Source organism: Paraburkholderia sp. FW306-02-B (genome assembly GCF_058782725.1).
Genome location: NZ_JBYSXZ010000002.1, coordinates 518193 through 531366, shown reverse-complemented (window position 1 = coordinate 531366; position 13174 = coordinate 518193). Strand labels below are relative to the sequence as shown.

Here is a 13174-nt window from a genome sequence, read left to right as displayed (position 1 = left end):
CAGGCCATTTCCGCGCGACTCCGGCAAATGGCATCGGATGGCGTCGGATGTCAGGCAAGCCGTGTGTCGTTTCATTAAATGACATTCGTGACAACACGGCACGCTGCATTGCAACTGGCTTGAACGGCAAAACGGCAAGACGTGGCGCATTTTCGCTAGCGCCCGGCATTGCACGTCGCATGGAATAAACGCGCGACCCGCACGTTCAGTATTCCAATGACGGCTCACACTACCTGGACGAACCTCACGGACATTTCATGTCCGGCGCGTTCGGCGGAAAGGTGCGCGCGTTCAGAACAGCGCTTGCCTTCCGATTGCGGCGCGATACGTCGCATGGTCATGCAAGCCGCTCATTAATCGATCAGGAGACTTGCATGCGCAATCTTGCAATCGCGCTATCGCTCGCCGCAGCGACAGCGTTAGGCGTGGCCGCGTGTGGCGGCCATTCGGATTCGGGCATGGCCAGCATGTCCAATATGAGTGTGCCGACTGCCGGTAAGTACAAGACGACCACCCTCGTCTCGGACGGCAGTGTCACCGCAGCGAATATCGACGCGAATCTGAAAAACGGCTGGGGTATCGTGTTCAATCCGACCGGCTTTGTCTGGGTATCGGATAACGCCACGCAGAAGTCGACCCTGTACGACGGCAACGGCGTACCGCAGTCGCTGGTGGTGACGATTCCTCCTGCGGCGAGCGGCCAGGCGGCGGGACCGACCGGCATCGTGTTCAATAGCAGTGCCGACTTCATGGTTCACGCCAACGGCTTTTCGGGGCCGGCGGTATTCCTGTGGGCCACCGAGGCAGGCACGATCGCCGGCTGGTCGCCGAAGGTGCTGGCCACGCAAGCCGTCACCGCGCACGACGACGGTGTGGGCGGCGCTGTCTACAAAGGTCTGGCGATCGCCAGTAACAATGGCGCGAACCTGCTGTACGCCGCGGACTTTCATAACGCCAAGGTCGACGTATTCAACACGACGTTCGCGAAGGTTCAACTGGCCGACAATTTCAGCGACCCGGGCATGCCGTCCGGCATGGCGCCCTTCGGGATTCAGACGATCGGCACCACGATCTATGTGACGTTCGCGAAGCTCGGCACGGATGGCCGCACGCAGGTGAACGGCGCGGGCAATGGCGTGGTGGATGCGTTCGATACGTCCGGACGGTTCGTCAGGCGTATCGCTTCGGGTGGCATGCTGAACTCGCCGTGGGGGTGGCAATGGCGCCGTCGAATTTTGGCGCGTTCAGCAACGATCTGCTGATCGGCAACTTCGGCGATGGGACGATCAATGCGTTTGATCCGGTTTCGGGCGCGTCTAAGGGCCCGCTGACGCTGGCTGATGGGTCCAGCATCAAGCAGCCGGGACTGTGGGGGATGGCGTTCGGCAATGGCGTCAGCAACCAGCCGACCAACACGTTGTTTTTTGCTGCGGGGCCTACGCCGACGACGGGGGTGTATGGGAGGATCGATGCGTTGTAGGGAGGAGTTGGGCGGTGCCGTTCGGGATGCGTCGGGTTTTGAACGGCACCACACCAGATCACCCCCGCTCCCGAATCATCTCGATCAACGCCCGCAGCCCCGCCGGCACATGGCGTCGCCCGGGATAGTAAAGACACAGCCCTTCGAACGACGGCGTCCAGTCTTTAAGCACGCGCAGCAACGTCCCAGCCTCAAGATCAGCAGCCACATTCCACTCGGTCATATAAGCTAGCCCGAATCCCTCCCGCGCCGCCTCCATCACCAGCGTCGGTTCATCGAGCGTCAGCTTGCCTTGCACATCCACGCTAATCGTCTCGCCGCGGCGCTCGAACTCCCAGTGATAAATACGTCCGCTCGGCATGCGCAGCCGGATACAACGGTGCGCATGCAAATCATCCGGCGTGCGCGGCTTTGGATGCTCGGCAAAATAAGCCGGACTGCCAACTACCGCGAAACGCTGCGGTTGATTGAACGGCACCGCGATCATGTCCTGCGGAACGCTCTCCGCCAGTCGAACACCGGCGTCGAATCCTTCGACCACGATGTCGATCATGCGCCCTTCGGTGACGAGGTCGAGTTTCATCTCCGGATAGCGGCGCAGATATTCCAGCAACAAAGGCATGATCTGCCGCGCCGCGCCTGTGGATGTATTGAGGCGCAGTGTTCCCGCCGGCGTATCGCGATAGCTGCCGGCCTGCTCGATAGCCACGCGAATGGTCGACAACGCAGGCGCGACGCTTTCGACGAACTGCGCACCCGCCTCGGATAACGACACACTGCGCGTGGTGCGGTTGAAGAGCCGTACGCCGATGCGTGCCTCCAAAGCTGCAACCGCATGACTGAGCGCCGACGTCGACACGCCGAGTTCCGTCGCCGCCGCGCGAAAGCTGCGACGGCGCGCCACCGCGAGCACGCCTTCCAGTTCGCTCAAACCGGGCGTTTTCATTATCCCATCCTGCTCAACGAATCATCTTTGATTATATGGCTAGTCAGCTCAATCCTCGAGGACTATCGTGAAGGCAATTCGTATTCCCCACGGCAGGAGCTTTCATGCGACAAATCGACAAGATTTATATCGACGGCGCGTTCGTCACGCCGCACGGCGAGGAATGGTTCGAACTGTTCAACCCGGCAACCGAAGCGGTAATCGGCAAGGTCCGGCTGGCTGACGAAGAAGACGCGCGCCGCGCGATCGCAGCCGCCAGGCGCGCCTTCCCGCAGTTTTCCCGCACCCGCACAGCAGAGCGGATCGCGCTGCTCGAACGCATGCACGACGCGGTGCAAGCCAGAGAAGACGACCTGTTCGAAGCGATAGTCGAAGAATACGGCGCACCGGTTTCACGGGCGCGCTGGATGGCGAAATATGCGGCCGACGTGCTGGCGGAAGTTATCAAGGTGCTGCGAACTTATGACTTCACGCGCCGCGCCGGCAGCGCCGATGTCGTCATGCAACCGCTCGGCGTAGCCGGCCTGATTACGCCGTGGAACAGCAATGCCGGCTTCATCTGCGGCAAACTGGCGGCGGCGCTTGCGGCCGGTTGCACGGCCGTCGTCAAGCCGAGCGAGATGAGCGCAATCCAGACGCAGATCGTCACCGAGGCATTGCACGACGCCGGTTTGCCCGCGGGCGTCTTCAATATCGTCACTGGCAGGGGCGAAACCGTCGGCGCGGAAATCAGCGCGCATCCGGACGTCGCGAAGATTTCCTTCACAGGGTCCACGGCTGTCGGCAAGACCATTCTGCGCACCGGCGCCGAGACGTTGAAGCGCGTCACGCTGGAGTTAGGCGGCAAATCGCCGATGCTGGTACTGGACGACGCGGATTTCGCCGAAGCGGTGCCATTGGCGCTCCAGGCGGGTTACATGAATAGCGGTCAGGCGTGTATCGCCGGCACGCGAATTCTGGTGCCGCAAAGCCGCCTCGCGGAGTTCGAAGAACGGGTACGCGACGAAGCCGCGCGCACGCAAGCCGGCGATCCGCGCGACCCGGCCACGCAGATCGGTCCGATGGTCAGCCGCAAGCAATGGGAGCGTGTGCAGCGTTATATCCGTATCGGCATCGACGAAGGCGCGCGCTTACTTGCTGGCGGCGAAGGCCGACCGGAAGGCCTCAAGAGCGGCTGGTTCGTGCGGCCGACGGTGTTCAGCGGCGTTAGCAACGACATGACGATCGCCCGCGAGGAAATCTTCGGCCCCGTGCTGTCGATCATCGCGTATCGCGACACCGAAGATGCGATTGCGATTGCCAACGACACGAGCTACGGCTTGCAAGCCTACGTGGTCTCCAGCGACGCGGCGCGGGCTCGCGCAGTCGCCGCGCGTATCGATGCGGGACGCGTGTTGGTCAATACGCTGGCGCACGAACCCGCCGCGCCGTTCGGCGGGTTCAAGCAATCGGGCATCGGGCGGGAATACGGGACATTCGGGCTGGAAGCGTTCATGGAACCCAAGTCGATTCTCGGCGTGAACCGAGAATCCTCGGCATCGGCCTAATGCACCGTTGACACCGTTGAAGGGTCAACGCCGGTTCGAACCCGACACCACATCGATCCACACCGCAAGCACGAGAATGCTGCCCTTCACGATCATCTGCCAGTAAGCATCGACGTCGAGCATCGACATGCCGTTGTCGAGGCTCGCCATCACCAGCGCGCCGATCAATGCCCCGTAGACCGTGCCGGAGCCGCCGCGCATCGACGTCCCGCCGATAAAGCACGCCGCGATCGCATCCAGCTCGCCCATCGAACCCGCCGATGGCGAGCCGGCCGCGAGCCGGGCCGTGTTGACGATACCGCCAAACGCGCACATCAACCCCATCAGCGCGAAGATCGCCAGCTTCACACGGTTGGTGTTCACACCGGACAGCCGCGTCGCTTCGAGATTCGAACCCACGGCATAGATGCGGCGGCCGAATACGGTCTGGGTCGCGATCCACGTGAAGACGCCGAGCAGCGCGAGCAGCAGCAAAACCGGCACCGGTATGCCGCCATAGCGATCGAGCGTGGCGACGAACGCGGCCAGAATCACGCCCGCGCCGACAACCTTCACGACGTCCTGCCAGACAGGCACGACCGTCAACTGATAGCGCTCGCGGTTGCGCCGCTGCCGCACCGTGAGAAAGGTCAGCAGCAGAAACAGCACGACGGCGAGCGTATCGCCCGCAAGCCGCGGTAAATATCCTTGACCGACGAAGACGAAACTGTCGGAGACCGGTGCGATGGTCGAGCCGCCCGTGACGCCGAGCAGAATGCCGCGATAAGCCAGCATGCCGCCCAGACCGACAATGAACGACGGCACGCGCCGGTAGGTCGACCACCATCCGTTGAACATGCCCATGAGCACACCGAGCAGCATCACAACAGGCAGCGTGACGCCGATCGGCCAGTGGCGATTGACATCGAGAATCGCCGCGACGCCGCCGAGCAGACCCAGCAACGAGCCCACCGACAGATCGATCTCGCCGGCGATGATCACGAACACCATGCCGCACGCGAGCATGCCGGTAATCGACATCTGCCGCAGCAGATTCGACAGATTGCGGGGCGTGACGAATGCACCATGCGTGAGAAATGAAAAGAACATCCAGATCGCGGCTACAGCGATCAGCAACGCAAGAATCTTGTAGCGCGCAAACAGTTGCTGAATGCGCTGCGGGCCGCCGAATGCGCCTCGCGGCGCGGCATTGTCGGCACGTTGGGTAGTGGCGTCGGGAGTCATGCGGCACTCGCTGCGGTTGGTGCGGTTGGGTTTAGGGATCGCTGCACGGGACGGATCGCGGCGCTGAGAATGTCCTCCTGCGTGAGGCCGTCGTTGATGAAATCGCCGCGCAATTCGCCTTCGCCGATCACCAGCACGCGATCGCTGATACCGAGCACTTCAGGCAATTCGGACGACACCATCACGATCGACACGCCGCGCTGTGCAAGCTGGAAGATCAGTTTGTAGATTTCGTATTTCGCGCCCACGTCGACGCCGCGGGTCGGTTCGTCGAGGATCAGCACCTTGGGGTCGGTCAGCAGCATGCGCGTCAGCACGGCCTTCTGCTGATTGCCCCCCGACAGACTCGCGATCGACAGCATCGGATGCGCGGCGCGCACCGACAGCCGTTTCATTTCCGTGTGAATCGTATCGAGCTCGGCGGCGGAATCGATACGGCCACCGGTCGCAAAGCGCTGCAACACCGCGAGCGTGATGTTGTGACCGACACTCAGATTCGGCACGATGCCATGCCGCTTGCGGTCCTCGGGCACCATGCCGATGCCCGCACGAATCGCATCTATCGGCGCGCGAATTTTCAACGGCTTGCCTTCCATCACAACCGTCGCTTCGCTCACCCCCGGATACGCGCCGAAGATCGCCTGCATCAACTCCGTGCGCCCCGCGCCAACCAAACCGGCGACGCCGAGAATTTCGCCGCGCCGCAGCGCAAACGACACATCGTTCACACGCTTGCGACGCGGATTGGTGACATCGAAACAGGTAACGTGGCGCGCTTCGAAGATCACGTCGCCGATCGGATGAGGTTCGCGCGGAAACAGGTTCTTGATTTCCCGGCCAACCATCATCGCGATGATGCGCTCGGTAGTCAGCGCACGCATCGGCTCGGTTCCGACATGCCGGCCGTCGCGAATCACGCTGATCGTGTCGCACACGGCTTCGACTTCGTCGAGCTTGTGCGAGATATACACGCAGGCCACGCCGCGCCGCTTCAGATCGCGCACGATATCGAGCAGAATGCGCGTTTCCGATGCCGTCAGCGACGACGACGGTTCATCGAGAATCAGCAGCTTCGCGCGCTTGTTCAAAGCTTTGGCAATCTCGATCAGTTGCTGATGTCCGCCGCCGTAGTTCATTACCGGTTGCGCGACGTTGATGCCGCCGATATCGAGTTCACGCAGCAACTCGTCGGCGCGCTGATACATCGCGGCGTAATTCATCCGGCCACCTGGCAACGTGATTTCATTGCCGAGGAAGATGTTCTCCGCCACCGACAACTCCGGCACCAGCATCAATTCCTGGTGAATGATGATGATGCCGGCCCGCTCGGTGTCGCGTACGCTCGCGGCCTTCAGCGGCTCGCCTTCCCAGATGATTTCACCGTCCCAGGTGCCGTATGGATAAACGCCGGACAGCACTTTCATCAGCGTCGATTTGCCCGCGCCGTTTTCGCCGCACAAGCCGATGCACTCGCCCGGCGCGACCGTCAGGTCGATGCCGTCGAGCGCCTTCACGCCGGAGAATGCTTTGACGATGCCGCGCATCGTCAGTAAGGGTTGCGTCATTCGCTATGCCTCGCTGCAAGGCGCGCGGCGGCACCGGTGCGCGTAATACGCACCGATGCCCACCGCGCACGCGTTACGCTCATTGGCTCGCGAGCTGGGCCTGGGTATAGAAGCCGTCCTTGACGACGACATCGACATTGCTCCTGGTCAGCAATGTCGGTTGCAGCAGTACGGTGTCGACCTTCTTCTTGCCGTTGTCGTACTGCGCGTTATAGGCCGGCTTTTGGCCCTTCGCAAGCGCGACCGAGAGTTTCGCGGCTTCGCCTGCGATCAGCTTCAGCGGTTTGTACACAGTCATCGTCTGCGTGCCGGCGATCACGCGCTTCACCGCCGCGAGGTCCGCGTCCTGCCCCGAGATCGGCACCTTGCCCGCCATATGCTGTGCGGCCAGCGCCTGGATCGCGCCGCCCGCAGTGCCGTCGTTCGACGCGACGATCGCATCGATCTTGTTGTTGTTCGCCGTCAGCGCATCCTCGACGATGCGCAACGCCGTCGACGCACTCCATTCCGGCACCCACTGCTGGCCGACCACCTTGATGTCGCCTTTATCGATGGCGGGCTTCAACACTTTGAGCTGCCCCTCGCGCAGCATCTTCGCGTTGTTGTCGGTCGGCGCGCCGCCGAGCAGGAAGTAATTGCCCTTCGGTTGTGCGTTGAAGACACCCTGAGCCTGCATTTCTCCCACTTTCTCGTTATCGAACGAGATATACGCATCGACATCGGCATCGAGAATCAACCGGTCATACGAGACGATCTTGATGCCCGCCTTCCTCGCTTCGGCGATCACGTTGCCGAGCGTCTTCGAATTGAACGGCACGATGACGATCACGTCGACGCCACGCGAAATCAGGTTTTCGATCTGCGAGATCTGTCGCTCCTCGCTTGCGTCGGCCGACTGCACCGACACTTTCGCGCCGAGCTTTTCCGCGGCCGCGACGAAGTAATCACGATCGCGCGACCAGCGCTCGACGCGCAGATCGTCGATACAGAAGCCAATTTCCGGATGATCCTTGCTTGCATGCGCGAGCGGCGCAGCAAGCGACAGGCTGGCGAGTATCGCTCCACATACGAGCGAACTCAGAACGGTACGGCGCGTTGCGAATTTCATGTCTGTCTCCTTCTTCTTTCTGATAGCCGGAATACCGGATTGGACGGCCTGCGCTGCGAGCCACACAGCCGACGAACGACAACCCAAAACTCCTGTCTCCGCGCGGTCAACGTGGCCGCGCGATTCTTTTAATTTTTTACTGGCCGCCTTTCGCGGCCTTCACTACCTATGGGCTTCAGCGCACGCCATAAATTGCCTGATTCACCACGTTTTCCAGCCGTTCCTGCTGGCCGCTTGCATGCTGCGGATTCAGGCCGCGAGACAGCGCGTCCGTGGCCAGCGTCGACAGCGAGTAGCCGCCGGACAGGATCTTGCGGCCGAACTCCGTGTCCCAGCCCGCATACCGCTGACGCTTGAACTGTTCGAGACGGTCGTTCTCGATCAGCGCTGCTGCGCGCTCGACCGCGAGCGCCAGATTGTCGATCGCGCCGATGTGGCCGTAAAACAGATCCTCGGCATCGACGCTCTGTCGCCGTACTTTGGCATCGAAGTTCATGCCGCCGGTCGTGAAGCCACCGTGCTTGAGGATCTCGTGGAAGGCCAGCGTCAGTTCCTCGACGCTGTTCGGAAACTGGTCGGTATCCCAGCCGTTTTGCGGATCGCCGCGATTCGCATCGACGCTGCCGAAAATGCCGAGCGCAAACGCCGTGGCGATCTCGTGATGAAACGAGTGGCCGGCAAGCGTCGCATGATTGGCCTCGATATTCACGCGGATTTCGTCCTGCAGCCCGTATTGCAGCAGGAAGCCATGCACGGTCGCCACGTCGTGATCGTATTGATGCTTGGTCGGCTCCTGCGGCTTTGGTTCGATCAGCAGCGTGCCTTTGAAGCCGATCTTGCGTGCATGTTCGACCACCATGTGAAGAAAGCGGGCGAACTGGTCGCGTTCGCGCACGAGGTCGGTATTGAGCAGCGTGTCGTAACCTTCACGGCCGCCCCACAACACATAGTTCTCACCACCGAGCCGTTGCGTCGCATCGAGCGCGTGGCGCACCTGAGTCGCCGCAAAGGCGAAAATTTCCGGGTCCGGACTGGTTGCCGCCCCTGCCGCGTAACGCGGATGCGAGAACAGATTGGCCGTGCCCCACAGCAATTTGATGCCGGTGTCCTGCTGCTTGCGCGCCAGATAGTCGGTAATGCGCGCGAAGTTCTCGCTGTATTCCCTCAGGCTCTCGCCTTCGGGCGAGACATCGGTATCGTGAAAGGTGTAGTAAGGCGTGCCCAGTTTCGTGAAGAATTCGAAGGCGGAATCGGCTTTTTGCTGGGCCCGCTCCATAGCGTCGCCGGCTTGCTGCCATGGACGCCGAAACGTTCCCTCCCCGAAGATATCGACACCGGGCCAGACGAACGTGTGCCAATAGCAGACGGCGAGACGCAAATGTTCTTCGAGTGTCTTGCCAAGCACACGCTTGTTCTTGTCGTAATGGTGATACGCAAGCGGGTTATCCGATTGCGGACCTTCGTAGCGAATTTCGGGAATGTGTTCGAAGTAGGACATCAGCGTCTCCTGTGTCGACCTGAGTTAGCGCTTTAGCGCTTACTCAGGTCCCATGTTGCATTGCAACCTGCGCAATATCCACGCGCGGGTCGACAACGTGACGCCATGCTGACGCTTGCGACAGGTACCGGCAATTGCGAAATTGCACAGCGTGCTTGATGTTTCTTACCGCTTATGCGTTTGGTCCACACCGATGCGATCGTCAGGGCCTAGAATAACCAGACGCTTAAAAAACCCGTGCGGCGTTCGATGCCCACCCAACAGGAGACGATGGCGCAGCGGTTCCTGACGATCCGCCCGCCGCCACTGCCATGACCCGCCCTCAAACGCCACAGACGACCCATCGGATCGCGCTGCTGTTCAACGCGAACAAGGTGTACGACCGCGAGATCATCACGGGCATCGGCAATTACCTGCTGTCGACGCGCGTGGCATGGGACCTGTTCCTCGAAGAAGATTTTCGTTGCCGGCTGGCGGGCATCGAGCGCTTCGACGGCGACGGCATCATCGCGGATTTCGACGATCCCGCGGTGGGCGAAGCGCTGCGCGACTGTCCGTTGCCGGTCGTCGCGGTCGGCTCTTCGTTTGAAGATCCGGCTCACTATCCTCCGGACTTACCCTATATCGCGACGGACAACGCGAAGCTCGTCTCGCTCGCTTATACGCATCTGATCGGCGTGGGTCTGGAGCACTTCGCTTTATATAGCCTTCCGCAGGCGCAGCAGAACCGCTGGGCCCAGCAACGCGAGTTGGCGTTCGCTCATTTGCGCAGTGCGGACGGCCACAGCGCAAAGCAGATCGACGCCGAAATCTATCGCGGCCTGTCGACCAGCGCGCCATCATGGAATCAGGCAACCGAGCAACTGACGGCATGGCTGCGCCAGTTGCCGAAGCCGGTCGGCATCGTCGCGGTGACCGACGCCCGCGCGCGGCATCTGCTGCAAGCGTGCCTGATCGCCGGTATCCCGGTTCCCGAAGAAGTGGCGATCATCGGCATCGACAACGATCCGCTCACGCGTACGTTGACCCGCATTCCGCTTTCTTCGGTGATTCAAGGCACCGAAGAAATGGGCCGCACCGCCGCTCACCTGCTGCACCAGATGCTGCGCGGCGCGCGCTTTCCGGGGCGCCGCATTCTCGTGCCGCCGGTCGGCATCAATGTGCTCGAATCGACGAAACACCAGCCGCTCGCGAGCCCGTATGTGATGCGTGCGCGGCACTTCATCCGGCAGTACGCATGCCAGGGGATTCGCACCGAACAGGTTGCCGATTACGTGGGCGTATCGCGCTCGTCGCTCGAAGAATATTTCCGGCGCGAACTGCAGTGCACCGTGCATCAGGAAATCCTACGTCATAAACTCGATGTCGCGAAGGCGCTGCTTGCGAAGCGCGATGCGTCGAGCGCGGAGGTCGCGATTCGTTGCGGTTTCTCGTCGCTGCAGTACATGTACGCGGTATTTCGCCGGGAACTGGGCTGCACGCCGCGCGAGTATCAGGATCGCGCGAATTCGGCGGCAACACCCGGCTGAAACTGCTTTCTTCTTTTATTTCGACCGACGACATGATCAGCATCGCACCAATTTCCTCCGAGCCGTGGGGCACATTGCCCGGTGGCGATCCTGTCCGGCTCTTCACGCTGCGCAATACGCACGGCATGAAAATCGCCATCAGCGACCTGGGCGCGACGCTGGTCTCGTGGCATGCACCTGACCGCGCCGGACGGCTCGGCGATATCCTGCTCGGGCACGACACGCCCGCCGACTATGTCGCGGCGACCACCTACATGGGCGGCCTGGTCGGCCGGTGGGCGAACCGCATCGCCGATGCGCGCTTCACGCTCGACGGCATCGAGTACACGCTGGATCGCAACGAAGGGAGCAACCTGTTGCATGGTGGCACACAGGGCTTTCATCGCGCGCTATGGGACGTCAGCGAGGACAACGGCTCGCTGGTGATGCGGCTCGAATCGCCGGAAGGCGACGCCGGTTTTCCGGGCAACGTGACGGTGCAGGTGCGCTACACGCTCGGCGACGACGGCGCGTTGACGATCGCCTATGAAGCCGTCACCGATGCGCCGACGCCGCTCAATCTGACTAGCCATCCTTACTTCAACCTGTCAGGTCGGTCGGGCAGCGACATCCGCGGCCATGTGTTGTCTATCGACGCCGATACATTTTTTGAAGTCGATGCGGCACTGATTCCGTGCAAGCGTGCAGACGTAGCAGGCAACGCATTCGACTTCCGGCAAAGCGCGCCGATCGGCGCGCGGTTGGACTGGCCGCATGCGCAGCTTGCACGGGCCGGCGGCTTCGATCATTGCTACGTGCTGCGTGACATCGCCGACGGCGAATCGGAGGTACGCCGCGTGGCCTGCGCATACGATCCTGGCAGCGGGCGCGAACTGACCGTGTCGACCGATCAGCGCGGCTTGCAGTTCTACACCGGCAATGCACTGAATGGCAAGGCAGGACGCGGCGGCATCGCATACCCGCCTCACGCCGGGCTTTGTCTCGAAGCGGGCGGCTTTCCGAATCAGGTCAACATGGCTGAACAGGAACAGGTCGTCGTGCGGGCCGGCAATGCGTATCGTCAGGTGACCCAGTATCGGATCGGCGTACGCAGCGGCGTTTAAGCCGATACCTCATGCTTTAAAACAGGCTTCCTTACAATTCCGACTTGCTATTTCCTGCAAGACTGAATTACGAGATCAGGGGTTTCCCCTGGGACGCCCGCTTCCTAGAATCTGTTCATCGGTCGCCAAACATGTGTTGCGGCGCCGGGCAAAACAATTCTCGGAGGGAAGCATCATGAAATCACTGATCAAAGCAGTGGCGCTGGCGGTCGTTTTTGCCGCCCCGGTCGCTTCGTTCGCGCAATCGGAGCAACCGCTCACGCGTGCGGAGGTCAAGGCTCAATTGCGTCAACTCGAGCAAGCAGGCTACAACCCTGCCGCCACAAACGACTCAAGCTACCCCGCGGACATTCAGGCTGCAGAAGCACGCGTTGCGACACAAAATGCCACCGCTCAAGCCGACACTACCGGCTATGGTCCTTCAGCGAACGGTGCGTCGCAGGCCGGCCACAACGGCGACGCTGTGAACGCGAATCCGCAAGAGCCAGTCATGGGCGGCCAGTAAGGCGCTGCCGTCGCGCAGTTCGATGCGAGCCATGCTTCACGCATGCGCTCGCGTAGGCACATTCCACCGCGCATGACGATGACAGCACGGTGTCAGAAAAACCTTTGACGAAAATAATGGCTCATATATCCTAAGCCGGCAGTTCGATGGTTCTTGCAGTGTGGTCGATCCGCATCAGCGAGGACTTCTACTCAACGTCGCTTCGGGTTCCATCGTGAAAGTCCGTGGTCCATTGGTGAGATACCAGCCTGGTCGGGAAAGAACGTTCCTGTCTGGCTGCTCGATCGCTCATCAGGGGAGCAGCTGCGCTTCGCCATCCCGCCCCCTGTCCATCGATACCGTGTTGTCGCGTCGCTCCGTCCGGCGGCACAACGTCATTGCAGCACCTGCAGCCATTGCGGTGCGAACCGACGAAATCGCGTCGCTTCTGCCTTAGTCCTCTTCTCTTTTCGCGAGTCAGCGTTGCATGCGATGGACCGTTCGTTAAGCGGTCAAGCGCCTGTAATGCGTTTGCCTGTCCGTGCATCGCAAGTTTTTTTGCCGACGCTCGACGGCTCATAGCACTCGCCCATCCGAATTTCTTTTAGCTCTGCTGTGCGCTTGCGCTGCGGCAGGCGGCGTCACGTTCGTTTTCGTCCGCATGCTTGCGGGGCGCGCTGAACGTGTGGA

General features: G+C 61.4%; 9 protein-coding genes and 1 pseudogene. 5 read left to right on the top strand and 5 right to left on the bottom strand.

The features are described from left to right. Positions 1-374: 374 nt before the first annotated feature. Positions 375-1480: pseudogene (locus AC3WOG_RS23350) on the top strand (TIGR03118 family protein). Between the two features lie 58 nt (positions 1481-1538). Here the strand turns inward: AC3WOG_RS23350 and AC3WOG_RS23345 are convergent. Then, positions 1539-2426, bottom strand: coding sequence for a LysR family transcriptional regulator (locus AC3WOG_RS23345; RefSeq protein WP_492580298.1), 888 nt, complete (start codon positions 2424-2426; stop codon positions 1539-1541). Positions 2427-2530: 104 nt separating this feature from the next. Between AC3WOG_RS23345 and AC3WOG_RS23340 the strand changes: the two genes are divergently transcribed. After that, entirely contained in the window at positions 2531-3973 is a 1443-nt protein-coding gene (locus AC3WOG_RS23340) for an aldehyde dehydrogenase family protein (RefSeq protein ID WP_492580297.1), read from the top strand. Positions 3974-3997: 24 nt separating this feature from the next. Here AC3WOG_RS23340 and AC3WOG_RS23335 read toward each other — a convergent pair whose 3' ends face one another. The 4 genes from AC3WOG_RS23335 to xylA form a co-directional block, all read right to left on the bottom strand. Then, entirely contained in the window at positions 3998-5197 is a 1200-nt protein-coding gene (locus AC3WOG_RS23335; RefSeq protein WP_492580296.1) for a sugar ABC transporter permease, read from the bottom strand. Then, the gene (gene xylG / locus AC3WOG_RS23330) at positions 5194-6762 is read right to left on the bottom strand and encodes a D-xylose ABC transporter ATP-binding protein (RefSeq protein WP_492580295.1); all 1569 of its coding nucleotides are present in this window, start codon (positions 6760-6762) and stop codon (positions 5194-5196) included. Before xylG ends, AC3WOG_RS23335 begins: the two co-directional genes overlap by 4 nt. Positions 6763-6841: 79 nt before the next feature. Then, complete coding sequence (gene xylF, locus AC3WOG_RS23325; protein ID WP_492580294.1) at positions 6842-7870, bottom strand: D-xylose ABC transporter substrate-binding protein; 1029 nt, start codon at positions 7868-7870, stop codon at positions 6842-6844. 175 nt (positions 7871-8045) lie between these two features. Continuing rightward, entirely contained in the window at positions 8046-9368 is a 1323-nt protein-coding gene (xylA, locus tag AC3WOG_RS23320) for a xylose isomerase (protein ID WP_492580293.1), read from the bottom strand. A 311-nt stretch (positions 9369-9679) separates the two neighbouring features. Here xylA and AC3WOG_RS23315 point away from each other — a divergent pair, with 311 nt between their 5' ends. The 3 genes from AC3WOG_RS23315 (at position 9680) to AC3WOG_RS23305 (ending at position 12505) form a co-directional block, all read left to right on the top strand. Next, on the top strand, positions 9680-10897 hold the full coding sequence (locus AC3WOG_RS23315; protein WP_492580292.1) for a XylR family transcriptional regulator: 1218 nt from the start codon (positions 9680-9682) through the stop codon (positions 10895-10897). A gap of 32 nt (positions 10898-10929) precedes the next feature. Further along, the gene (locus tag AC3WOG_RS23310; protein ID WP_492580291.1) at positions 10930-12000 is read left to right on the top strand and encodes an aldose epimerase family protein; all 1071 of its coding nucleotides are present in this window, start codon (positions 10930-10932) and stop codon (positions 11998-12000) included. Between the two features lie 175 nt (positions 12001-12175). Beyond that, on the top strand, positions 12176-12505 hold the full coding sequence (locus AC3WOG_RS23305; RefSeq protein ID WP_492580290.1) for a DUF4148 domain-containing protein: 330 nt from the start codon (positions 12176-12178) through the stop codon (positions 12503-12505). The last annotated feature ends 669 nt before the right edge of the window (positions 12506-13174 follow it).

Coding starts and splice junctions, on each gene's coding strand:
- AC3WOG_RS23345 (WP_492580298.1), bottom strand. CDS start 2,426: ATGAAAACGCCCGGTTTGAGCGAACTGGAAGGCGTGCTCGCGGTGGCG.
- AC3WOG_RS23340 (WP_492580297.1), top strand. CDS start 2,531: ATGCGACAAATCGACAAGATTTATATCGACGGCGCGTTCGTCACGCCG.
- AC3WOG_RS23335 (WP_492580296.1), bottom strand. CDS start 5,197: ATGACTCCCGACGCCACTACCCAACGTGCCGACAATGCCGCGCCGCGA.
- xylG (WP_492580295.1), bottom strand. CDS start 6,762: ATGACGCAACCCTTACTGACGATGCGCGGCATCGTCAAAGCATTCTCC.
- xylF (WP_492580294.1), bottom strand. CDS start 7,870: ATGAAATTCGCAACGCGCCGTACCGTTCTGAGTTCGCTCGTATGTGGA.
- xylA (WP_492580293.1), bottom strand. CDS start 9,368: ATGTCCTACTTCGAACACATTCCCGAAATTCGCTACGAAGGTCCGCAA.
- AC3WOG_RS23315 (WP_492580292.1), top strand. CDS start 9,680: ATGACCCGCCCTCAAACGCCACAGACGACCCATCGGATCGCGCTGCTG.
- AC3WOG_RS23310 (WP_492580291.1), top strand. CDS start 10,930: ATGATCAGCATCGCACCAATTTCCTCCGAGCCGTGGGGCACATTGCCC.
- AC3WOG_RS23305 (WP_492580290.1), top strand. CDS start 12,176: ATGAAATCACTGATCAAAGCAGTGGCGCTGGCGGTCGTTTTTGCCGCC.